Origin of the sequence: Microcoleus sp. Pol8_D6 (assembly GCF_036700965.1) — a bacterium.
GTDB lineage: Bacteria > Cyanobacteriota > Cyanobacteriia > Cyanobacteriales > Microcoleaceae > Microcoleus.
Genome location: NZ_JAUBPW010000091.1, coordinates 1 through 24,525 on the forward strand (window position 1 = coordinate 1; position 24,525 = coordinate 24,525).

At 47.7% G+C, this 24,525-nt stretch carries 14 protein-coding genes; 5 read left to right on the forward strand and 9 right to left on the reverse strand.

The window, feature by feature from the left end:
* Window positions 1-321: 321 nt before the first annotated feature.
* Window positions 322-1,026, forward strand: a complete 705-nt coding sequence (locus tag QUA10_RS26025; RefSeq protein WP_333085402.1) for a rhomboid family intramembrane serine protease — start codon at window positions 322-324, stop codon at window positions 1,024-1,026.
* 96 nt (window positions 1,027-1,122) lie between these two features.
* Here QUA10_RS26025 and QUA10_RS26030 read toward each other — a convergent pair whose 3' ends face one another.
* The 3 genes from QUA10_RS26030 to QUA10_RS26040 all read right to left on the reverse strand — a co-directional run bounded on the left by QUA10_RS26030 (window position 1,123) and on the right by QUA10_RS26040 (window position 9,932).
* Complete coding sequence (locus QUA10_RS26030) at window positions 1,123-4,059, reverse strand: Ig-like domain-containing protein (protein WP_333086418.1); 2,937 nt, start codon at window positions 4,057-4,059, stop codon at window positions 1,123-1,125.
* Between the two features lie 34 nt (window positions 4,060-4,093).
* Window positions 4,094-7,342, reverse strand: coding sequence for an Ig-like domain-containing protein (locus QUA10_RS26035; protein ID WP_333085400.1), 3,249 nt, complete (start codon window positions 7,340-7,342; stop codon window positions 4,094-4,096).
* Between the two features lie 379 nt (window positions 7,343-7,721).
* Entirely contained in the window at window positions 7,722-9,932 is a 2,211-nt protein-coding gene (locus tag QUA10_RS26040) for a recombinase family protein (protein WP_333085399.1), read from the reverse strand.
* A gap of 52 nt (window positions 9,933-9,984) precedes the next feature.
* Here QUA10_RS26040 and QUA10_RS26045 point away from each other — a divergent pair, with 52 nt between their 5' ends.
* Window positions 9,985-11,349, forward strand: a complete 1,365-nt coding sequence (locus QUA10_RS26045; RefSeq protein ID WP_333085398.1) for a proton extrusion protein PcxA — start codon at window positions 9,985-9,987, stop codon at window positions 11,347-11,349.
* A gap of 461 nt (window positions 11,350-11,810) precedes the next feature.
* Here the strand turns inward: QUA10_RS26045 and rodA are convergent, their stop codons facing one another.
* From rodA to QUA10_RS26060, 3 genes are all read right to left on the reverse strand, one after another.
* A complete protein-coding gene (gene rodA / locus QUA10_RS26050; RefSeq protein WP_333085397.1) occupies window positions 11,811-13,070 on the reverse strand; it encodes a rod shape-determining protein RodA in 1,260 nt (419 codons plus the stop codon).
* Between the two features lie 329 nt (window positions 13,071-13,399).
* The gene (locus QUA10_RS26055) at window positions 13,400-13,747 is read right to left on the reverse strand and encodes a VOC family protein (RefSeq protein ID WP_190661613.1); all 348 of its coding nucleotides are present in this window, start codon (window positions 13,745-13,747) and stop codon (window positions 13,400-13,402) included.
* A 61-nt stretch (window positions 13,748-13,808) separates the two neighbouring features.
* The gene (locus QUA10_RS26060) at window positions 13,809-16,220 is read right to left on the reverse strand and encodes a tetratricopeptide repeat protein (protein WP_333085396.1); all 2,412 of its coding nucleotides are present in this window, start codon (window positions 16,218-16,220) and stop codon (window positions 13,809-13,811) included.
* A 214-nt stretch (window positions 16,221-16,434) separates the two neighbouring features.
* Between QUA10_RS26060 and QUA10_RS26065 the strand changes: the two genes are divergently transcribed.
* Both QUA10_RS26065 and QUA10_RS26070 read left to right on the forward strand, forming a co-directional pair.
* Window positions 16,435-16,641: an NfeD family protein gene (locus tag QUA10_RS26065; protein ID WP_333036967.1), complete on the forward strand. Its 207-nt coding sequence runs from the start codon at window positions 16,435-16,437 to the stop codon at window positions 16,639-16,641.
* Window positions 16,642-16,670: 29 nt separating this feature from the next.
* A complete protein-coding gene (locus QUA10_RS26070; protein WP_333085395.1) occupies window positions 16,671-16,853 on the forward strand; it encodes an NfeD family protein in 183 nt (60 codons plus the stop codon).
* Window positions 16,854-17,360: 507 nt separating this feature from the next.
* Here QUA10_RS26070 and QUA10_RS26075 read toward each other — a convergent pair.
* On the reverse strand, window positions 17,361-18,254 hold the full coding sequence (locus QUA10_RS26075) for an IS4 family transposase (RefSeq protein ID WP_333085393.1): 894 nt from the start codon (window positions 18,252-18,254) through the stop codon (window positions 17,361-17,363).
* The gene (locus tag QUA10_RS26080) at window positions 18,214-18,510 is read right to left on the reverse strand and encodes a hypothetical protein (protein WP_333086419.1); all 297 of its coding nucleotides are present in this window, start codon (window positions 18,508-18,510) and stop codon (window positions 18,214-18,216) included. Before QUA10_RS26080 ends, QUA10_RS26075 begins: the two co-directional genes overlap by 41 nt.
* A 98-nt stretch (window positions 18,511-18,608) precedes the next feature.
* On the opposite strand from QUA10_RS26080, the gene QUA10_RS26085 reads away from it, so the two are divergent.
* Window positions 18,609-19,802, forward strand: coding sequence for a response regulator (locus QUA10_RS26085; RefSeq protein ID WP_333085391.1), 1,194 nt, complete (start codon window positions 18,609-18,611; stop codon window positions 19,800-19,802).
* 253 nt (window positions 19,803-20,055) lie between these two features.
* Here QUA10_RS26085 and QUA10_RS26090 read toward each other — a convergent pair whose 3' ends face one another.
* Window positions 20,056-24,426, reverse strand: a complete 4,371-nt coding sequence (locus tag QUA10_RS26090) for a response regulator (RefSeq protein ID WP_333085390.1) — start codon at window positions 24,424-24,426, stop codon at window positions 20,056-20,058.
* Between the last annotated feature and the right edge of the window lie 99 nt (window positions 24,427-24,525).

Below are 24,525 nucleotides of genomic sequence, written 5' to 3' on the forward strand. Positions count from 1 at the left end.
ATCGCATCTATCACGGGATGGGATTATATTCTATCGGCACTAAATACTGTAGCATAATTTTGGAGAATTGGTATAAAACCGAAAACCGAAAATCTAAAACCGAAAATCTAAAATCTAAAATCGATTAACCAGCCCCCGGATACATCCGTGAGGTCGCTTTCTTCAATTCGTCAATTCTTCAATTCTTCAATTCTTTAAATCTAAAATCGAAAATCCAAAATCTAAAATCGATTGGCTTGTTTCCTCTTCCTTTAGACAGGAGACACATGGGCTATAAATGCGCTACTGTGTTGCCAATATTTTGATGAGGAAAAAAAGGCTGTGGTTCCCTTACGCGATGAAAATCCCATTACTATCACTCCCTATGTCACCTACGGGCTGATTGCGGCAAACATATTAGTATTTTTGTACGAACTCAGTTTGGGCGATCGACAATTAACGCAATTTTTCTACTCTTGGGCCGTAGTTCCTTGCCAGTTAAGCAATATGTGTCAGGTTGCTCTGCCAGTTTCGCCATTTCCCGAATGGACGACACTAATTAGCTCCCAATTCCTGCACGCAGGCTTTCTCCACATTGCCGGAAATATGTTATTTTTGTGGATTTTTGGCAATAACGTAGAAGACCGTTTAGGACACGTCAAATTTATAATATTTTACCTTACATGCGGCGTTTTAGCATCACTAACTCAGTGGTTTTTTTCCTCAGCATCTGCCATTCCGTCCCTAGGTGCTAGCGGCGCGATCGCAGGCGTGATGGGAGCTTACATTCTCAGATATCCCCAAGCCAAAGTTCTGACACTGCTTCCCTTGGGAATTTTTATTACCACTGTCAGAGTCCCCGCTTTCTTCTTTCTAGGATTTTGGTTTGCACAGCAAGCATTGAGCGGTCTGGCTTCCTTGAATGCCCCGGCAAGTGTCGGCATGGAATCCGGGGGAGTTGCCTACTGGGCACACGCTGGCGGCTTTGTTTTCGGCGCTATTCTAGGCCCTTTGTTGGGACTTTTTTCTGAAGATAATCAGATTTAATTCTTCACCGCAGATGAACACAAATTAACGCAGATAAACTGCCAAGAAAATCGGCGTTTATCTGCGTTTATCTGCGGTTTCAAACCTCTAATCTTCCTAGATAAATGTCAAGTCAAATTCCGAAAGAGCCGAAACCCCAGTTACACCATTTAACTTCGCCAAAATGCGAGAATCAGCGCTAGTGAGGTTATTGCCATTGCCGTCATAAATAATGTAAGTATTGCCGCCGGAATCATAGGTAAACAAGAAAGCACTTCCTCCCAGAATATTGGCAGAAACAGTTGTCTGCACATTCAGCAGAACTTGACTGCCATTGCTGAGATTGGGGAATCCGGGGGCAAAATTAAACTGATCGGCGATCGGCACACCGAGACCGCTAAAATCAGTAATCACATCATATCCGCCCGCTGCGATCGCAGCCTCGATCGCCGCCGAAGAAGCCGCATCAAAAGCAGGCCCACCTTGTGCAGGGCTGGTATAACGGAATTGATTGTTGCCGCCACCCCCTGTCATGGTATCTGCGCCGAGGCCCCCTACGAGCACATCGTTATCCAAACCGCCGTTAATCGTATCGTTGCCACCTTGACCGTCAATAGTATCACTGCCCGCCAAACCGTTCAAATTGTCCGGCAAAGAACCCCCAACTAAATTGTTAGGCCCGCTATCAGCCGGCAAGATTTGAACGGTGATAGTACCTCTTCCGGGAATTGTTCCGAATCCGTCGCTGACGCTGTAGGTGAAAGCAGTTGTACCCGCTACGTTGCCGGGGATGAATTGCACTTGAGAGACAAGATTTACAGCTATTCCGAGTTGCGGTGTGCTGACATTGATAATGCTGAGCGTCCCTTTTTGCGGGCTGGAATCGTTCGCCAGTACGTCGATGAAAGTGGGCAGCAAATTATTCGTATTGGTAAATACGATGCCGTCATCAACAACAATTGGCGGCAGGAGAGTTGGAACAGTTACGGAGGTATCGAAAGAATTGATGTTAATTGCGACTGAGGCTGCTGCCGTGCCGCCTTGGTCGTCAGCTACGCTGTAGCTGAAAGAACCGGCTTGCCCGATCACGTTTGTTCCAGGTTGAAATTTCAGTCCAAGTAAATCCTGAACGGTTAACTTTTGGTTCACGGTGACGGGGTTTGTACCGGTAATTACCTGACCAAAAGTAGGATTGGGAAGTCCGACTACCGCGATCGACAGTGGCTGGCCCTCCGGGTCGCTGGGCGCCGAAATGCTCAGAGACAAAGGCAAATTCTGCAAACCAGTCACCGTCTTGCCAGCTTCCACGATGGGCGGCTGGTTAGGAGTCGGAGATGTAAAACTCGGCGGAGTCGGCCCCCCGCCCAAAGGCGGAGGAGTTGGGGGCGCAGCAGTTGGAGTCGGGACGATCGAAGGACTCGGACTCGGAGTTGTCCCGCCGGCAGTCGGAGTCGGACTCGGACTCGGACTCGGAACCTGTGTCGGCAACGTGCCTGTTGTGGGACTCGTGGTTGTCCCTGTTGTGGGACTCGTGGTTGTCCCCGTTGTGGGACTCGTGGTTGTTCCCGCTGGTGTTGGAGTTGTGGTTGCTGGTGTTGGAGTTGTGGTTGCTGGTGTTGGAGTTGTGGTTGCTGGTGTTGGAGTTGTGGTTGCTGGTGTGGGACTTGTGGTTGTTCCGGTTGTGGGACTTGTGGTTGTCCCGGTTGTGGGGCTTGTGGTTGTCCCGGTTGTGGGGCTTGTGGTTGTCCCGGTTGTGGGGCTTGTGGTTGTCCCGGTTGTGGGACTCGTTGTTGTCCCGGTTGTGGGACTCGTTGTTGTCCCGGTTGTGGGACTCGTTGTTGTCCCCTCAATGGTGAAGGGATTGTCGTTTACGCGCGGTATTTGAGCTGTAGTGAACCTAGATTCATCTAGCGAGTTCGATCGAACATCAATCAACACCGCCAAAAATTCCCCTGTTCGCCTGTCTCTAATAATCGTGTTGCTAGAATTCGAGCCTTGGCCCTGGAAAATTTCTAACTCTGTAAAGTTCAAACCTCCAGCCAGACCGATCGAATCTCCCGCATTAAAATCTCTAATTACATCAGCATCGCCGATTTCGCGGCCGCCAGTAGTGAGAAACCCGTTGCCAGCCGACGTGCCCACCCTACCGAGAACAAAGATATCCGATCCGTCCCCTCCTGTCAGAGTATCCGATCCGCGATCGCCCGAAAGAATATCATCCCCAGGCCCCCCAGACAAAGAATCATTGCCGTCGCCCCCGAAGATCAGGTCATCACCCTCGCCGCCGTCACCAGTATCATTACCAACACCGCCGGTGATGACATCCCCGCCCTCCTGGCCCAACAAAATATCATTGCCAGCGCCGCCGATCAGGCAGTCGTTACCCGTGTCGCCAAAAACAGTGTCACTGCCCTTGTCACCCAAAATCAGGTCGTCCTCCCCACCACCGCGCAGACAGTCATTGCCTTTACCGCCGTACAGCGAGTCGTCGCCTTCAGCACCCAAGACAATATCGTTGCCCTGGTCGCCAAAAGCTACGTCACCGCCCTCGTCGCCAGAAACCAAGTCATCGCCTTTGCCGCCCCGCGCCGTGTCATTGCCGCGCCCTCCCTCAACGATATCTTTACCAGCGCCACCGTTGAGAGAATCGTTACCGTCTTCGCCCCTGAGTAGATCGTCCCCGTCTCGACTCAGAAGCGTGTCGTCCCCGGCTCCCCCGGCAATCGTGTCATTGAACAAGCTGCCGATTAAATAGTTACTGCCCTCATTTGCGACAACTAAGCCATCGACAAAAAGTGGCTCTGGGGGAGGCGTGGGAACTGTCAGAGGTGGCCGCGGCACCGGGGTGATCGAAATGTCCGGGCCCGTCCCCATCATCGGCTCGGTCCCGGTCATCATCGGCTCGGTCCCGGTCATCATCGGCTCGGTCCCGGTCATCATCGGCTCGGTCCCCGACGACGGCGTAGGCTGCGGCACCGTGCCGCCATCCAAACTATCCCCGTTCTCATCGGGTAGCCGCCCTTCGAGAAAAATTAGTGGTACTGCACTTGGCATTGTTCCGACTCCTTGCGACGCTACTCAAAAACTACTAAATAAACTTAAAGTCAGATGCAGTAATGACGGTGCTGAGCGCTCCCGGCACTGTAGGAATAGAATTCAACACTGCCAAATCGAAAGCAGGGAGACTGTCATCTGCCACATTCGGGTCGAAGCCGAGAACGTACTTGTTAAAAGTATTGTTCAGGTACACGAAGAAAGCTCCCGTTTTGCTCGAACCCTTTTGATTCTTCAACACTGCATTTATTGCTTGAGCGTTATCAAATTTAGATTCAAACAAAATGACTGATTGCTTGCTGATGTCGTCGCCGCTAGACCCGATATTCCTGACGATAAAACTGGTGAAATCGAGAGTAGTTCCTGAGTTGGTTAAACCTCCGAAATTTGACGACCTGAACAAAAATCTGTCGGTCTCGCTGCCGTTAGCGTTAAAGTCAGCAATCACGTCTACGCCTTCGCTGGGAGTTTCGTAGTAGAAGAAATCATTGCCAGCATCGCCCGTGAGCAAGTCTGAACCGTTGCCACCACCCAAAATGTCATTGCCTGCACCGCCGGAAAGCGAGTCGTTGTCATCGCCGCCCAATACCAAGTCATTGCCGAAGGCGCCACTGAGACAGTCGCTGCCGGCACCGCCGTCGAGAGTGTCGTCGCCCGCTTGGCCGTCGAGGGAGTCGCTGCCGGCCTCGCCCAACACGTAGTCATTGCCCGAACCTCCGAGTCCCGTGTCGTTGCCTTGTCCACCCAAAATCGTGTCATCGTTGTCGCCGCCCAAGATGGAATCATTATTGATACCGCCGTCGAGCAAGTTTCTGCCCAGTCCACCGTCGAGGATGTCGTCGCCTGCACCGCCGTCGAGGGAGTCGTCGCCAATGCCACCAAGTAACGTGTCGATCCCGGCGCCACCAAGTATCGAGTCCTCGCCGGATTCTCCCAATATCGAGTCATTGCCTGTTCCGCCGTCAATGGTGTCATTGTTGTCACCGCCCAGGATGTTGTCATTGTCATTGCCGCCGAACATCAGGTCGTTGCCCAGTCCGCCGATCAGCGAGTCTATGCCGTCTTGGCCGTCAACAGTATCGTTGCCCAGTCCGCCGTCAATGGTGTCGTTGCCGATCGCACCCACCACCGAGTCATTGCCTGCTTCACCGAATTCGAGGTCGTTGCCGCCACTGCCGTCGATGATGTCGTTGCCATCGCCCCCAGAGAGGGTATCGTCACCGGCCCCGCCGAGGATGAAGTCGCTGAGGTTGCTGCCTGTAAAGCTGCTCGCCGGGAGTGCGCTGCGATCGACAATATTATCTACCACCGTGATGCTGAAGGATGCCGGCCCGATAGTTGCAGATCCGTCGGAGGCTGTAAACGTGAAACTGTCGCTGCCACCTCCTGCCAGCAAGTTGTATTTGACGATGTTGTTGTTGATATCGTCTTGGCTGAATTTGCCGCCGACGTTGAGAAAGGTGGTGCCCCTTTGGACAAAACCTCTGGTAGCGTCGGGGGCTTTGGTAATCGTGTAAACGATTTCCGACGGCGTGTTATCCGGATCTGTGACTAACAAATCGGCTGCAGTGATTGTCTGGGTAGGATTACTTTTGGCAACCACCACACCGTCGTTAATTATTAGCTGCGGCGGGCTACTGACGTTGATGGTTACTACCGCCTTACTTGTGCCGCCGCTGCCGTCTGAGATCGAGTAGCTAAAGCTGTCTGTACCCGAGAAGCCCGGATTCGGGGTGTATTTGAATACGCCGCCGCCCACGGGAACCAGACTCCCTTTGCTTGCTGGAGCAAAAGTCGTGACAGTCAGAGCGCTTTGTTCCTGGTCAGTGTCGTTCAACAGAACGTTGAAACTGAGTTCTTGACCCGCAACCGTGGTGAAGTTGTCGTTAACTGCTCTTGGAGGTTGGTTAAAGATGGGCGTCGGGAACGTCGGTGTCGGCGTCGGACTTCCTGTCGGCGTCGGACTGCTTGTCGGCGTCGGGAAAGTCGGTGTCGGGAAAGTCGGCACCGGCTCGTCTGGGGTCGGACTGGTTGTCGGCGTCGGACTTCCTGTCGGTGTCGGACTGGTTGTCGGTGTCGGACTGGTTGTCGGCGTCGGCAGAGGAAGCGGAGTTGCGCTGCCGGGAACTGTGGGTGCAATTACAAATGAGCTTCGCCCTAGGGTTCTGCTGTCTACTCCGGGCAATACTGCTAAAAAGTCGCCGCTGACGCCGTTGCGAATAATCGTACTGCCGGCTTTGGTCTCGGTGCTTTGGAAGATTACTAAATCTTCAAACTTGAGGTCGCCGCTTAACCCGATTAAATCTTCGCCTTGGCGAAAGTCTGTGAAAATGTCGGCATCGGCGAGATCGGGGCCGCCTGTGGTGATAAATGCCGCGTTAGTGCCGTCGCTGCTGCCGCTGGGGGAACTGAATGCACCGATGACGAAGACATCTCTCCCTTCGCCTCCTGCCACTACATCTTTGCCTGCTTCGCCCCAAATAACGTCGTTGCCAGCACCGGCGTCCACGATGTCGTCGCCCTCACCGCCGAATACTATGTCATCGCCGTCGCCGGCAAAAATTGTGTCCCCGCCGGCGTTTCCGTAGAGCCAGTCACCTCCTTCGTTGCCAAATAGCAAGTCTTCGCCGTCGCCACCGAAGAGCGAGTCGTTGCCTTGGTCGCCCCACAGAATGTCGTCACCTCGATCGCCCAAAAAGCTATCGTCGCCAGAACCGCCACGCAAGCTGTCGCTGCCTTTGCCGCCGTAAGCCGTGTCTCTGCCTTCGCCTCCGATTACCGTGTCGTTGCCGTCATTGCCATACAACAGGTCGGGGTTATTTCCCCCGTCGAGGGAGTCGTTGTCTTTGCCTCCGTACAGGGTATCCAATCCTGAACCGCCATCAAGAACGTCGTTGCCCTCATTGCCGAACAGCACGTCGTCATCGTCGTTGCCAAATAGTAAATCGTCGCCTCCGACTCCTTGCAAGGTGTCGTTGCCTTGCAGCCCGGAAATCACGTCGGGGCCGGGACTGCCAGCTAAAGAGTCGTTGCTTTCTGTGCCGCGGACTACGCCGCCGATGATTGCGGGCGACGTACCTTGGCCTCCGCCCAATGTGTCGTCTATGCCGCCAAAGGTGTCGTCCCCGGAGGGAGGGGGTGTTGGTGTTGGTGTTGGAGTCGGAGTTGGCGTCTCTGGTGTCGGCGTCTCTGGTGTCGGCGTCTCTGGTGTTGGCGTCTCTGGTTCTGGTTCTGGTGTTGGTGTAGGTTCTGGTATAATTACTAATGGCACTGCACTTGGCATTATTTTGGCTCCTTTAAACGACGATCCCGATTAACTTTAAGAACTGATTAGTATCAGTTTGTTGCCACAAATCCGGCTTAAAATTGATTAATAACCCCATCATTTCTAACATACTAAATCAAAACTGCAACTGCTATAGATATTTTTTAAGCTGGGCATCTTTTGATCCCAAAATATTAATGATTGCACGTTTTGATGCCTAGGTTGGGTATACTTTAATATCGCGCCATTTCGATAGAACCTAGAAGTCGCGCTTGGAGTCAGCCCAGTGTATTTATCCAGAATCCGAAAAAATAAAAATCTTCGCCGTCATAATTTTTTCTTCCCGAATGTCGAATGCTGAATACAGATGTGCCTCTTGCCTGCAGAAGCGAATGCCTTATGCTGACTGCTGACAAGAAACAGAGCTGTTAATTAGGGGCAGAAGCGGCCCGGTTTGTTCTTGTCCACTGACGGATAGTTCGCTGTGGCACAGGTAAAGCAGGGAACAGCGACTTAACAAATCTAGCAGAATTCGCCGCAGTCGCTGTTGGTCGGCGGCTGTTTCCTCTTCGGTTTCCCAGGGACGCCCCAGTTGCGATCGCAAAAATAAGGGAGCGCCAAACAACGTCGCCGCACCGCCACTCAGCCACAGGGGCGAGCCGGCATCCAGCCAAAAATGCCATTTGTGGGCGCGGCGGCTGCTGCGGTATTGGAAGATGTTGGCGAGGGTGACGGCTCTAGCTGCTGGGCCTTCTGGACGGACTGGAAAGGGGTTGGCGGTGACGGTTCCTTGGCGCAACAACTGGATGAACCGCGCGATCGTTTCTGAGTCGCCACCGTTGGTTGGTTCTACGCGCTGCATTCGCCCGTTGATTTCCCAGTAGTGGGTGGCGGTTTCCATTAACTCGCGCAGGGCTGCTAGCCGATCGTAGGGCAGGTATCTGTCGTTCATGAGAAATTTCTGGATGGCTCGATCGAGTAGGGCAATTGGACTCGGCAACAGCCGCTCCTGCTGTTGCGACCGCTGTTGTTCGATCCACTCGACAATGTGCTCGTAGGCCCTGGCTGCTCGGTGTCCCAGTCTGTCCCACCGAGGAAAGGCTGTAATTGGCAGCAATTGAGGTTGATCGAGATTTGGACAAAAACAGTGATCGGCGATTAAACCTGCTCTCACTTGGTCGATCGATTTTTGATGGTGAATTTGAGATGTTAAATTGAAAGTCGAGTTAGAATCTTCTGCTTCCAATGAACGGTGTTTCTGGCTGCCCAACACTACCAGCATTTCGGCTGCGCCGTCTCGATCGACTAAACGGCCGAGTCCCGGATAAACTAAGGCTAACAAAGTGAGTAAAGCTCGAATCTCTGGGGTAGTCGAGAGGGGGCGCTGATCGTTGAGAGATACGGCAGCGATACCATCTCGCGCGAGAATTTCCGCTAAACTGTAACGGGCGATCGCATCCATCCCAGGGGCAATTACAGCGATTTCCTGCGGTTCCACGGCTTGTGACTTTACCGCATCCACGATGATTTCGGCGGTTTCTCGCAGCAGTTGAGCCCGGGAAGTGGTTTGGAGCGATCGAACCGATCCGGGCAAACTCAAGCCTAAAGGATAAAAACCCTCTGAATTAACTGCTAAACTTACCGCTAAATCTCCAATCTCTGGGGCTAAACCGGCTTGTGCGTCCAAATTTTCCACGCTTTGACAGCGGTCTTCGAGTCTGGCTAGGTATTCCGTGTCAGCCCCCAAGCCCAAACGCACTCCTCCATCTGGATTGTAGGAGAACGCCCCCGCTGCACCTTGGTCGAGCATTCGATCGAACAAATGACCGCTGATCGCCGGATAATCGTCAACATCGTCTGCGATCACAGCTTGGTATCTAGAGGCCAAATGGTTCTGGTAACTAACATCCGGCAACAAATAGCGCCAGTAGAGTTCGCAAACAATCCCGTAAGTCAGGAGCCCCCGTGTCAAGCACCATTCCCGCCACCTTTCCAGCAACTCTCCCATGCTAGTCCACAGGTTGATCGAGCCGCCGTCACCAGCAAATCCCTGTTGCAGAATGCTAGGAATCTCTTCTCTCGGTGTACCGCTGACAGCAGCAAGTTGTAATAAGTCTAGTGTTCGACGCACCATTCGGTTTGGACTTACCCCTGTTTTTTGCAAAATCCCTTCGTCTAATTCGCGACGCCAGAGTCTCGCGGCAAGTTCCAGTTCTGTTTCAGGTTGCAGTCGCAAGGGAAATTGAGCCCTCAAATCCAGCGACTGAACTAGCAGGGGCCAAAATAACAATACCTCCTGCTCAAAAAAACCGAAGGGTGTGGTGGAGTGAAAGGTATATTTTCCTTGGGTAGCGACGGCGATGCGATCGGCTAATTCTAGCCGGTTGTCTCCGTTAGCTGCTAAGACTAAAATTGCTGGGGCAGTTTGTCCAGCCCGCTGCCGCCCGGAACTCGAACGCCCTGAAACTGTTGCAGGCAGAGGCTTGACAGTTTTGCTCCAAATGCAGAACTGCTCGACTAAGCGAGTGGTTTTGCCGCTGCGGGCAGATCCGACAATCCAAATTGAATCTTCGGTGACCGTTCTCAATTTATGTAAATTTGTTACCATACCGTGAATACTTTAATCACTAATGTCTACAGCCAACTAACCAGCTTTAGCTATGAATACTTCTCCCTGGAACAGGATTGTAAAATATCTCTACAGCCTTCACCAATGGTATCGAGAAACCCCTGAGAGGGCTCTAGAACAGGCCTACGATGCTGCGTTAGCAATTAAGGCGATCGAAGACGAGCATTTTGGCGGCCAAGGAATCTCTGAGCGATCGGGAGATTACGGACAAAGCACCCTGTCTTACTTTAAATCCGAACTGGAAAAATACCTCAAGGTCATCCAAACCCGAATGGTTGAGTTTAATGCTAGCCGTTCTTTTTTGGAACTGCCGGAGCGAGTGGGGGCTAAACCCAAAACGGGGCACAGCGCTGATTATCACCAGCACGGATTACATCTCAACAATAAAGATAGAGAATCCCTTATATTTGAGAAGCTAGAGTTTATTGATGGAGTCATCGACAAGTATATTAATCATAGTAGATCAACGGCAATTGTTCCGGTTGTCAGTTCACTAAATGTGCAGGCAAAATCTACAAATAGCAGTTCTCCACCTGACTCAAAAAATAAAGGTTCAGCTAATTCTGTTCAAATTCACGAGGGTGAGGTTGACACTAACTATGAAGAAGTCAATTTATTACCGCGATCGCTTTTGGGGACTTTGAATCGCATCACTAAAGATTTAGACCCTGGAGCTGAAAAAGAAGTGGTCAAAAATTTTCGCAATTCCAAAGTCAAAACAATTATTTCTCTCAGATTTATTTTGCTTTTGATTTTGGTTCCGCTGTTGGCAAATCAAATTTCCAAAAACTTTCTAGTCGGCCCGATCGTTGATCATTTTAGAGGTCAAGAAAATGCTCCAGTTTTCATAAATGTTAACCTGGAAGAAGAAGCATTCCAAGAACTGGAGAGATTTGAGCAGCGCCTCAAATTTGAAAGGTTAATAGGCACGGCTCCCTCGCTTTCTTTAGAGGAAACGGAAAATAAGATTGCCGAAAAAGCAGTTGAACTAGCGGAGGAATACCGCGCTGAAAGTGGGGGAGCTATTAAAAATATTTTTGCCGATTTGATTTCCTTGATTGCCTTTGCTGCGATTATCGTCACTAACAAGAAAGAGATTGAGATTTTAAAGTCTTTCATGGACGATGTGATTTACGGTCTCAGCGACAGTGCGAAAGCTTTCGTAATTATTTTGTTTACAGATGTGTTTGTCGGATTTCACTCGCCTCACGGTTGGGAAGTAATTCTCGAAGGTTTATCGAGGCATTTGGGACTGCCAGAAAATAGGCAGTTCATATTTTTGTTCATTGCAACGTTTCCAGTGATCTTGGATACGGTATTTAAGTATTGGATCTTCCGTTATTTAAACCGGAGTTCGCCTTCAGCAGTTGCTACGTACAAGAATATGAACGAGTAATCAGAGGCGAAGGAAGTTCGGCAACGGATTCTGTAGCGGATGTAACTGATGTAACGGATGGAAGAAGAAGGAAGCAGGAGGAAGGAATAAGGAAGAAGAAAAAAGATGTAATAATAGCAATGGTTTCAGGCATTAAAAACGTCATTCGTAGGGGGTCAACTGCACAATGAGTGGTTTACCCATAGCGCATGAAATCATTTATTGTTTGCCTCAACAGTGGTTTAATTAAGTTGATATACTTAAGCTGTTGAATCTATAAATTTTATTTTTGGGCGGGTTTTCGCGCGCAGCCCACAAGAATTTTATCAAACTTGACAGTCATGAAGGCTCGGGTCAGGAAGCGTAAAATTTAGATGCGCCTAGGTCGACAAAAAATGCGATCGCCCGCAGAATTTCTCGAAAGAAATCAAAAGGGCGATCGCATTCCCAGAAGCAATTACCAATTACCAATTGCCAATGACCTAATTCCAACGCTTCTTGCGCTGTCGCTGGCTTGCTACCGCCTCCACCAGCCCCAGGCCAAGAAAATTACTCAGCAGCGACGCATTCCCGTAACTTAGGAAAGGCAGCGGAATACCCGTAACCGGCGCCAAGCCAATGTTCATCCCAATATTCACGAACACCTGAAAAATCAACATTGACAGTACGCCGATCGCCAGCAAAGAACCAAAATTATCGTTAGCAGTTTGAGCGATCGTCACCAACCGGAAACAAATTATCCAGAACACCAACAACACGCCAATACAGCCAATAAAACCCAATTCTTCGCCAATAGCTGAAAAGATAAAGTCCGTATGCTGTTCGGGAATAAAGTTAAGCTGAGTTTGGGTTCCCTGAAACAAACCCCGGCCCTTCAGTTCCCCAGCGCCAATAGCAATCCGAGATTGAATCAAGTGATATCCGCTGCCTAAAGGGTCTTTCTCGGGGTTTAAAAACCCTGTCAGGCGCATTTTTTGATAATCCTTGAGCACATTCCAAAAAAGATGTCCGAGGTGTCCAGAAACAACGTTCACCAACACAGCACCGAAAGTCCCCAACCAGGGCCAAGGCAGGGTTCGCCAAGCGATAATACCCGCAACAACTACCCAGGCTATCCAAATCGGTGTAGACAGGTTATTGAAGAGAACAGAGATGAGAGGAGAGAATAGCAATATTAGCCAGCCGGGATTGACATTTCCCCAGTAAAACATCCCCATTGTGATCGCGCCGAAGACTAAGGAAGTACCTAAATTTGGTTCGGCAAAGATCAATCCCCAGGGTACAGCCATAATCGCCAGCATCCTCAACATATCCCGGACTGTGGGGACACTCTTCTCGTGCAGGAGAGCTGCTAAAGTGACAATCATGCCTACTTTGGCAAATTCTGACGGTTGCAGGTAAAAGCCGCCGATGTTGATCCACCGCTGGGCACCGAGCCCTGTAGTACCGATAAAGCGCACTGCGATCAGGGACAAATTGATTAATATATAAATCGGCCATTTCCACTCAAGCAGTATTTGGTAGCGACAGCGGGAAATGATGATGGCGAGGAACAAACCGACTGCCCCAGTTACCCAGTGTCGCCACCAGTCGATCAGCCCCTGGTTGATTTCGACGCTGCGGATCATGACTCCCCCGAAGATGGTGAGGGCGATGCAAGCGCCAAACAGCCAAGGGTCTGCTTCTTCCCAGGGTTTGAAAATTGATTTCCAGCGGTTTCTGACTTGTATTCTCTGCAACATGAGGATTTTAGATTTTAGATTTTAGATTTTAGATTATCGAGCCGATTTTCGGAAGTTGTGGATATATTTGGGATTCATAGCCTGCACCTTACTTGAGAAGCCTCGGTGTGAGTACCTCAGATTATTCGGGGAGTTGTAGGGATGTTCCGGGAACGGAAGAAGGAACGCCCAACCGGGTATCTGGGTATTCTATTTTTTTCTGGGCGCTTACTTAATTTAGTTCGCGCACGTGGTCAGAAACCGGGTTTTTGTCGATAAGACGCACTGCAAATCGCAGAAACCGCTAAAAACCCGGTTTCTTGGGTTTTGATCCGCAAGTCCGAGAATCGTCAGGCTGGTTCGTAAAGGTATTCAAAACCGTTACCATCTGGATCTCTGCCGTAAAAAGATGCAGTACCGTCGCGGTGTTCGTGGATGTGGGTGACGGAAACACCATCGGCTTTGAGTTGTTCGTAGGCGGATTCCATTTCGGTACGATCGTCAAATACAAACCCAAAATGCGGCCCTGCTTGGTCGTAACTCGGACTCAACAGCGCCAATCCGTCCTCTCCTGCTTTCAAATAAGCCCAGTCTGCATCTTTCCAGACTAACTCCATACCCAAGTTGCGGTAGAATTCCGCAGACTTCTCTATGTCTTGCACGCAGACGGCTACGTGTCCCAATCGTTTTAGTTTCATATCTACAAAGTTTATGGTTGTTCTTTCGTTTATTGTATCTATTTTCTGATGTTTTGCTGGATTAATTAGGTATTTTTTCTGTTTTTTTTGTTGCAGCTAACTGTACTTTTTCTACTTGTTTGCTGGCGTCCATTTCGCTGAACAGTTGAAGGGCGCGGTCAAAATTTTCTTGACTTTTCTCGATGTTACCAAGTTTTTGTTCTGTCAGTGCTAGTTGATAGCAAGCTTCGGCTCCGTCTAATTTGGCGCTAGCTCGATCGAGTATTTCTATTGCTTCTGCATGGTGCTGCAGGGCTTGGTCAAATTCTCCCTGTTCTCGGTACAGCGCTGCTATACCGCTGAGAGCTTTGGCTTTGATGGTGCTGTACTGGTTTTGGTCGGCTTGGGCGATCGCTTGGCGGTACAAACTCAAAGCTTTGTCTGTCTCTCCCAGGTTTTGATAGGTGGCGGCGAGAAAAACTAACTTGTATCCCGTACCCACCAAATGACTGTTTTCCCGATCGGCATAAAGTTTTTCGGCGAGCTCTTCCGCCTCTTTTTTGGCTCCGACACAGGAGTTGAGGAAAGCTAACCCGACATTGATCGAATAGCTATTAATCCCGATTTCGTCCCGCGAATTTTTCAGCTTGACAAATATCTCCATAGCTGATTCTAATTCGCCCATTTCTATTTGACAAAAACCTATATTAATTGCAGCGTTAACTTTCCAGAATTCCAGATTAGCTTGTTTGCCGTTTTCCGGTTCGCTGCTTTTCGCTAGAATTTGCAAAGATTTAGTGGCTTTTATTTCTGATATTTGATGGCATTCTATCGCTTGATTGATTTCCCCTAAGATCCGGTGACAAATACCTAAAATACTATATAAACCGCTCAAATAATAATCAGAAGTCACATTGTTGATGATGCGAGTAGTTGCTGAAATTATTGGCTGCAAGAAACCTAATTTGTAGAGCGCTCTACCGAGCTTGTAATCTTTGGCAAACTGGATATTGATTTTTTTGAGGATGACGCTCGCGGCCTGGTCGAAACAGCTAATTGCCACATAATGATAGTAAGCTTCAAAAGCTTTCAGCGCATCTTCTACCGTTTCAATATTTTCAACACTCTCTGTCCAGAACTCGGCGGCTTTGCGGTTTGCAGTCTCCCAGTCTCCGGGCGAGAGCCGATCGACCGCTTCTTCCCGAATTGCTGGATGCAGCCAATATTCGCCCTTCTGAGACTCGACTAGCGATCGGTGCAACAGCGATTTAATGATTTGTCGGCGTCCGGCTTCGGGTACGTCCCACAGCAAACACAAAAGTCCGTCAGTAGGGACTGTCGGCACATCTTGATAGCGGTAACAGCCCAAGCGACAGAGGAGTTGATAGGCTTCGGCATCGAGTTCTTGCAGGCGGTTAAATTGACTGGTAACTAAATTTTTTAAGTCAGTTTCAAGGAGCGGATCTTCGCTGTTTTCCAGCCAGTAAGCCGCCATATCTCCGTCAAAATCTTCTCGAATCGTGCCGCAAATAATGCCCATTGCTTTGGCATTGCCACCGTAAACTTTGTGCATTTCCTTGAGGGCGACATCATCTATATTGATGTTGCGGCAGCTAAAAAACTGCCGCCAAACTTCAACTTCCAATCCAGGAAGCAAGTAGTGTTCGACGGTGACATCGGAATCGCACAGTCGATCGCGACTGGTAATCAGCGTTACCGACTGCACCGCTGCGTCAGCCAAAACTCGCAACAGTTCCACGTAAAGCCGGTGCGGTTCAATAAACTTACCTTGTCCGTCGAGTGCGGCTTCCAAATTGTCAATCAATACGCCGACTTTGTGAGTCTGAAGCTGTCGCTTCAGCCGCCCCAGGGTGACGCCAAAGTCTGGCCCGGGTTCTTCCTGAAAGTCTTGCTTGAGCCATTCTTCGATCGCGCTTTCCAATGCTGTGATATTCTCTGTCTCTTTTGCCATCAACAGTTCAATGGTTCGATCGAACCCTTGAGATTTGAGATACTGTCTGGCCAAAGTTGTTTTGCCGATACCGCCGGCACTTTGGATGACAATCACTTTTGCACCTTGGGCGACAAGAGTATTGAGATCTTCGATCGCCCCGAATCTGCCCAAAAAGTTCGGGTTTTCGATTTCCAAATCCGCATCAAGTCCGAGAGATACTTGGGCCGGAACAGTTTGTCCCGACTGCGGCTCTAGTTTCGAGTAGCTGCGCCAATACCGTTCTACAACCGCTTGAAGGTTGTCTCTTTTGACTTTTTCGCCTTCTCCAAACAGCGCTGAAAGCCGCTTCCACAAATTAGACGCGGCATCTTTAACAGTTCCTACTCCATATCCTTCACTATCTGCAACCTGTTGGTACGTCCTGCCTTGCACTCCCATCCATGCTTCGCGAAATATCGCGCTGTCAAGGTTATCGAGAGTTTTCAGGTTTCGAGCCACAAGTAACGAGTTGGTAAAATCCAGTGCACGATCTGCTTCCATTTAGTCACCAGGTTTAGCGTTACCCATCTGAGACAACTTTAACAGACTTTTTCCGACTCGCTTACACCCTCAAACAGTGGACTTGTATAGACTTTTACCGACTGACAAGGCCGAGGTTGGCCGGGGATACTGTTGAGTGTGGAGGGGAAGTTGACAGACAAGCTTCTAACTGACACACCGATCGAGTCGAGTTTATATTCTGGAGCAAGCAGCGATGTCTATTAACGATGTTGAAACAGCGATCGTAGATGAACAAATCCGCCCTCAAGAATGCGGCCGGGTTCGTTTCCAAAACAGTTGGTGGCCGGCGAAGTGCGATCGAGACATGACTTTTGAACCAGGTGAGGTGGTTCGCGTTGTGGGAATTGAAAATATTACTTTGATCGTTGCAGCGTCGTTTGCGATCAATTCTGAAAGTTAAGGCAAATATATAATCAGGAGAAAGTAATCATGACTGTCAGCCATTTGGAAAGAGCGATCGTTGAAGAAGAAATTAAACCGAATCAGTCCGGCAGTGTGCGATTTCAAAGCAGTTGGTGGCCTGCCAAATGCGTTCGAGAAATAACTTTGCAACCCGGTGAAGTTGTTCGCGTCGTGAGACTTGACAACATTACTCTGATAGTTGAAGCGTAGTGGGAAACAATCTGGAGGTGGGGAGTTATCAGAGGGTAGAACAAATAAATTTGCGATCGCGTTTCTATTTCGATACATTTCTCTTCAAGCGCGCGATCTTACTCATCACCTCTGTTAATTTCAATATTCTAGAGTCTGACCTCAACCACAACTCACCGCTGACAGTTTTGTCGGTGGGTTTTTTTCAGTAGGGACACCGCACCGTGCCTGGGGGGTGACAAATATAGCTAGGAACGTTGCCGAAGCAAGGTTGCAGCTCTGAGACCACGTTGATAAAAGTGACGCTTATTACGAGTTAACTTCATTAACTCTTCGACGGGTTCAGTATATTTTTCGAGATAATTCATCCACTGTTGGCTATCATTCCCACTGCCGAATGTACTACGTCGGCGATAAGTTCTTTGGGGTTATTTGGCCCGATAAGCATACTTTTGTAAATGCTTTTTTTTGACGATAGTGCCTTCAATAAGGTCACAACTCTAGGAAATTGTCATCAATAAAATCATCTTAATTAGTCGGTCTGCTGTTAACCCTGTACCTTCGCGCGTTGTAGCCCCCAGCTTTACAATCACGAAACATTTCTTCAATTCCCATTCTTTGCTTGTAGGCCGCCATCGATTGCGGTAAAGTACCTAGGTTAGTTAGAATAAACCACGCTTCATCCACAGTCCATCCTTGATAATTCCTTTTCGATTTGCCGACGACATCAAATCCTGCTATTGGCTTGGTTTTTCTAACTTTTATTCCTTGAAAGTACAGAGAGGTTCCCGGTGTGATACCTAACTCATCTAACCGTAGCAAAATCAATTTTTCGGTTTCTATACACTGATTCTGTTTGAGTCGCAAGCAAAAATATACATCCTTCTCCCTCAAACAGTTTGCGAGTTCTACTGAACAAAAGTCTCTATTCCCCAGCACAAGGATTTTGTAATCTTTAAATAATGGCAGAATAGCTGAAATAGCTATTATTTGTTCCTTGACATTACTGCTGCCTCGTTTTGGTAACAGCGACCAAGATAAAGGAATTGCTCTTCGTTCCCAAATCAGACTGACCATAAACAGATTAATAGCTCCCCATTGACTGCGGTCGATGGCGATCGATAACTTCTGTCCGGGTTGGCAGTATGTTGTCAACCAATAGGTAATCAGGGGAAACCACAGACAGGTTAAGGTGAGCTGGGGTAAGTCCAGAAATCTTTGTAGCTTGCGACGACGACTTTCGGTGGTAATAGGGTAGGGAAATACGCGGGCAAGTCGCTCTAATCTCACTTGTTTTTCTGACGATAAGAGGTTAAGCACTATTTCTAGAACTAAAAACTGAGAGCGAGTTAGTTGTCTTTGGAAGTGAGTCTGATAGAATTTAGGTAACATATATTCTGATAGGTCGAGTGTAACTTTCATCTGACCTATCTTTTTTTAACAAAAGTCGGTCAAATATCAGCCCTGTCTGGGTTTCCGGCGGGGTTTTCACCCCCCTAGGGTTTGGGCACGGTGCTGACGGGGTGACAAGCAACTTAAAAGCCTTGCAATTTAAGGGTTTAAGCCGATCGCCCTCACAAAGAATTAGGCGGCCGCGAGCTCCTTTTTCGGGTTTCGACAAGGTGAAATAAGGATCGGGGGCGATCGCCCGGATCGTAATTGTCAATAAGTCTGTCATAATATCTATTAGAAATTGCTCCACCGACTTACTACGGTGCATAACTCAAAGCTAGGGTGCAAAACTTAAAAACCTTACCCGATGAGATTGATTAGTACATGACTTTTGAAGAAGCCCTAGAATTTATCGAAGCAGCCTTAGAGTCTAAGACCAGTAAAACGTTAAGTTTGCTGGAAAAAGAAATCTTAAAAGCTGCTTGGGAAAATGCAACTTATAGTGTACTTGCTGACAGCTTGTACCTGAGCATAGGACATATCAAAGATTTAGCTGCCATCCTGTGGCAGCGGCTTTCAGACGTAATGGGAGAAAAAGTTACTAAAAATAACTTCCGGTCTCTGCTAGAGAAGCAAAGCACCACAAGTGCGATCGTCGATACAAAAGGCGAACTTATCAAGCTCGCTGCGACCGGAGAAAGTGACATCAATGAATTAGGAACTTGCAAAGGCAACATTTTAATTGTTGATGACCTCCCAGAAAATCTGCGTTTTCTAACAGAAATTATCGCTAAGGAGGGGTACAAAGTTCGCGGCGTCACCAATGGTTTGATGGCCTTGAGGACGGTTCGCCATTATCCCCCCGATGCTATATTGCTGGATATTAAAATGCCCGACATGGACGGCTATCAAGTCTGCGAAGCCCTTAAATCGGATGAAAAAACCTCAGAAATTCCGATTATTTTCTTAAGCGCTCTTGACCAAGTTTTTGATAAACTCAAAGCTTTTAAGGTAGGGGGAGTTGACTACATCTCTAAACCTTTTCAGCCGGAAGAAGTGCTAGTTCGCCTCGAAACTCAGGTCACTATTCAGCACCAAAAACGCCAGCTTAAAGAAGCACTCGCTCGACACCAGCAAACCGCTGAAATTGCCTACCAATCTCGCGCCCTGTTGGCAAATTTGCTAAACTCATCTCTGGATGGAATAGCCGCAGTGGAGGCGGTGAGGGCGAATATTGCTGGAGAAATTGAAGATTTTCGCTGCTTGGTAGTTAACCCTGTTTTTGCCAGACTCTTAGGTAAAAAACGAACAGAACTCGCGGGCGAACCCGTTCTGAAAAAACTGCTTAATCAGTTGAGTCCCGGATTGTTTGATTTATTAGTAGAAGTTGTTGAGACTGGAGAATCGCTTGAAGGAGAGGTTCATCTAGAAAGTGACTACCTTGGTAAATGCTATTATTTCACTGCTGTGAGATTGGGAGACGGTTGCTCAATTACCATCCGCGATCTTACAGACTTAAAACAGTCGGCATTAAAGTCAATGATTGAACAGAACCAACCGCGTGCTAGGATCAAATAGCATAAACCTGAAATATTGCACCATTCTCAATAACCCTTCTATGGGCGGGCAGGATGCCCACCCCACAAGAAAATGCACTTTTTGTGGAACAGGCATCTTGCCTGTTCTGGAGAATGGTGCAACATATGAGATAAACGGGACTTAGGCACTCCCACGGCTAGAAACCGGGTTTTTTAGCGCATCTACGGGCTGTAAGGCGTCTTCTCGTAAAAAAACCCGGTTTTTGACCACCCCTGTGTAATTCCTAAAAATATCAAGATTCACCCACCAAGGGTTCAGTTAAATCAAGAATCTTCTCAAACTGAAACTTCGTCACCCAACCCCTGAGAGTCTGAAGCTCGAAAGGGTGAAATTCAGGAACCTCCTTAAGGAGTTGAGACACTAATTCCGAATCCGCGTCAATAGCTGCTTCATGCAATTTTACAATCCATTCTTTTGACCTCGCTGCTAATAAATTAGTGAAATTTAACGGTTCTCCAGTCACATTAGAAGGAGAAGACGCTAGCTCTTTATCCTGATAAATATAACCGACTCCCAAATGTTTAGCCATGATGTCAAAGATGGCTTCTGTGTGGAACGGTTTTCGCACAAAATCATCACAACCAGCGGATAAAATAACTGCCTTTTCTTCTTCCCACACGCTAGCAGTAATAGCAATAACAGCAGTAGCTTGACCTTTAAGGGTGCCCTTAATGCGTTTCGTGGCTTCATACCCATCCATAACTGGCATTCTCATGTCCATCCAGATCAGATGGGGTGAGTATGAATCCCAAATTTCAAGGGCTTCAATACCGTTACTCGCTTCTTGCACCTCAAAACCAACAGGTTGGAGGAGTTTAACTAACAGTTGCCGATTGTAATCTCGATCGTCCACTACTAGGATGCGATATAGGGGTTGGTTAGGCGCTAGGGCAACGACGCGACGACTGTGGGGTTGATTTTGAATGGCGCTGGCATCAACGATGCCCACAGGAATGTCAAATTTAAATGTTGTGCCCGTTGTGTCTTCTAAAAATTCCTTGAGAGGCATTCCAGGGGTGAAAGCTTTACCGTGACTAATGACTGTTATTTCACCTCCCATCAAGCGGACAAATTGACGGCTAATCGTCAGTCCTAATCCGGTTCCTTGCTGTACTTTTTGACCGGATGCTGTTTGCACGAAGGGTTTGAATAGATTCTCCAGTTCCTCTGCCGCAATACCAACTCCCGTATCTTTTACTTCAAAGGTAATGGTTGTTTTTTGTTGGTTGGTTGTTTGTGTTTCGGCTTCACTTTGGGCTTTTACCTGTTTATTTTTTACTTCTAAAGACACGCTTCCCGAAGAGGTAAACTTAACGGCATTACTGAGAAAGTTAATCAGCACCTGCCGCAACTTAACTTCATCAGCGCAGATATATTTAGGAACATCGGGCGCACATTCAAATCGTAAGTGTAAGCTGTGAGCGTTTGCTTTCAACGCAAACATATCCTCTATTTCAGCTAAAAAGTGATTGATATTCAAATTATTTTCAGATAACGTCATGCCTCCAGCTTCAACTTTGGAAAGGTCAAGCACCTGATTAATTAGAGATAATAAATGCTCTCCACTGCGCTGAATGATGTTAAGGTTCTCTTTTTGTTCATTTAACAGATTTGTATCCTCATTCATCAGTTGAGAAAAACCGAGAATGGCGTTCAGGGGAGTTCGCAATTCGTGGCTCATATTGGCAAGGAAAGTGCTTTTGGCGAGGTTGGCGGCAATGGCTGCTTCTTTTGCCCGTTCGAGTTCTGCTTCGGCTTTTTTGCGCGCGCTGATATCTCGTCCTACGGCCTGTAATTCAACAAGGCAACCGGAATCATCAAATATCCCTCGGTTAACCCACTGCGTCCAACGCACTTCGGAGCTAACAATCACCCGATTTTCAATTGTGACAACGGGATTGTCTTTGCTAATGGAATTGACGACTCGGGTTACATATTCGCGGTCTTCCTCAAACACGACAGGTTCGTAATGATGCCCGATGAGTTGTTCCCTTGTCAGTCCAAAAAATCGACAGAAGCCTTCATTGACAAAGGTAACGGTACCATCTGGCAGATAGCGGGCAATCAGTTCTGTCTGGTCTTCCAGAATACCAAGGTAGCGTGCCTCGCTCTGCTGCAGAGCCTCTTCTGTTTTTTTGCGCTCGCGAATTTCCTGTTCTAAACGGACATTTTCAATGAGCGTAATCTGTGCTTGCTGGCGATCGCTAATATCTTGAAAAGCTGCGATCGCATATTCTACATTACCCATCTCATCAAAAATTGGCGTGCTAGTTACTTCTAAGGGAACGATTCGCTCACTGTAGTGCAGTTCCAAATCATCCGCCCATGTTTTTTCACCGCGAAGCGATCGCACCAAGGGTAGCTGTTCCACTGGATACATCTGGCCTGTGCCTGCCCGATAAACGTGATAGGTTTTTGAGAGTTGCTCGATTTCGGCTTTGGGTAAATCTTGAATATTCAGTAACTGCTGTGAAACTGGATTGGCGAAAACCAGTTGTCCTTTGGCGTCGTGAACGGATATGCCAAAAGGAATGGCATTAAGGAATTTATTCTGGCGATTTTGCGTCAATTGTAGCTGAGTGTAGAGTCTGGCATTGGTAAGGGCGATCGCTGTCTGAGTCGAAAGCAATTGAATCACTTCCAGGCGATCGGGTGTAAAAACCCCATTTGCTAAATTATTTTCCAAGTAAACAATGCCAATTAATTGCCCTTGATTGAGTAGAGGGGCGCAAAGGATAGACTTGGGCTGGTGTGTTTTGATATAAGCATCTTGGGTAAATCTGCCTTCACGGGCAACATTGGTTTCAATCAGTCCTTTTTTAGTCCTCTCAACATAGTGAATAATCGACACCGGCAGACAAGTTTCTATAGGAGTAGATTGCAACACCATCACTTGATCTGAGTTAGCCTCACCTGACGCTTCGACTTTCAGTTGTCCTTGAGACTCTAAAATTAGATAGCCAGTTTGTGCGCCGCAGCTTTCCAGCAAGATTCTCATCAAAGTCGTGAGGAGTTTATCCAACTCAATTTCACTGGCAATTGCCCCAGATGCTTTCATCAAGGCTGCCAAATCCAGGAGATCACCTGAAGTATTGCCAGAAGTAGTAGGTAGGCTGTTGCGCGAATTTATGGACATATTGGCTGTCGAAAAACGCTTTAAAAGTTCTGGATACTGTCGTTCCAAATCAGTCATTTTAGCTTTTGCGCCCCAACGTAAATAGCAGTAGTAAGAATTTGTCATATAGGCTTGGGCAACTTGCTCTTTTCCCCAAGCGATGTAGAATTTGGCAGCCAGTTCATTAGCCAAAGCCTCTTCGTTGATGTACTCATGTTCTTTGGCTAAGGCAATAGCGCGATCGTAGTAGTCGATCGCCCTAGCCTTTTCACCCAAAACTCGATATCGCTCTGCCTCCACTAGATAGAATTTATGGAGGTGAGTCATTGGAGCAAAATGAGCCCATTTCTTGATCTTTTTCTGGTTGGCTTTAACCTTCTGGAGGATGAGTTTTTGCTCTGATTTTGGTGCGTCAGAATAAATAGCCAGATAAAGTAAAGAATTGTAGAAATGGTAGAGAGGAATAGTACCTACAGCGCTATCGCTATATTTTTCGGCGGATTTAGCATTTTCTATAGCTTGCTGATAGTCTTGAAAAATATAGCATAGAACTAACTTAAAAAAATAGAGGGAACGACATAGATTTTGAGCATTCGCCTCTATATGCAGAGGCAACATTTTTGTTTCGTCATAGCTTTCACCGATTAAACGGCATTCATCTTCAGCCCGGCCCATCAAGTTCAATACAACCTGTCGAGTGAGTTGGTTGTAGTAATAGGATGTTTCCTGCTTCAGTTGGCTGAGGGTATTACTGTACATTGCCATCTCTGCCTCGACTGTTGCCAATTCCTTCCCCAATACATAGGAATGGTAGGAGTATACACAAACTGCATAAGCTGCATATTCTAAGTCTCCAGTTTCTAGAGCGATCGAGTAAGCATTCTGCAAAGGGTTTAAAGTTTCCCTAAGATGTTCTTTCCAATGTTTGACAAAGTAATTAACAATAAATATGGTTCTGGGTGTGAGTTCTTTAGTATTAAATTTATCTAGTAACAAAATAGCAAGTTGCCCAAATTTATAACCAGTCTCAATGTCTCCTACGGTTTCCCCAGACAGAATTAGTCCGTAAGTAGCATAGGCACAAGAAGAAACAGAAGTATTCCCATATTTAATTGATAACTTAACCTGTTTAAAGGCCATTAACGGTAGCAATTCAGGTGAAGCAAAATGGGCAGCAGAAACTACACTTGACAGGATACGCATCGCTGCTAGCTTATAAGGATTAGTCATCAATGGTAGGTCGATCAAGTCCTCAACTCGCTTTCCTGCTAAACTTAACTTAGTCTTCACCAGTTCAAAAAAAATATTTAATTTTGTTGTTGTTTTTGGAAAGCGAATTCCCAACAACTTTAATACTGAAAGTGCCGTATCTATCGCTTCTAACGGTTGGTTTTGTGCTGTATAGGCTTGAATCTTGACTTCATAGACTTTCACTTTGTCGAGCAATGAAGTAGCTTGTTGAAGCACAATATCAGCCAATTTTTCCATTTCCTCCACGTGGCCACTCAAGATAAGCTGTTGTGCATTTAAAACGCATATTGTATTATACAATATAACCATATTTATGAAAAGTCAATGCCGAGTAAA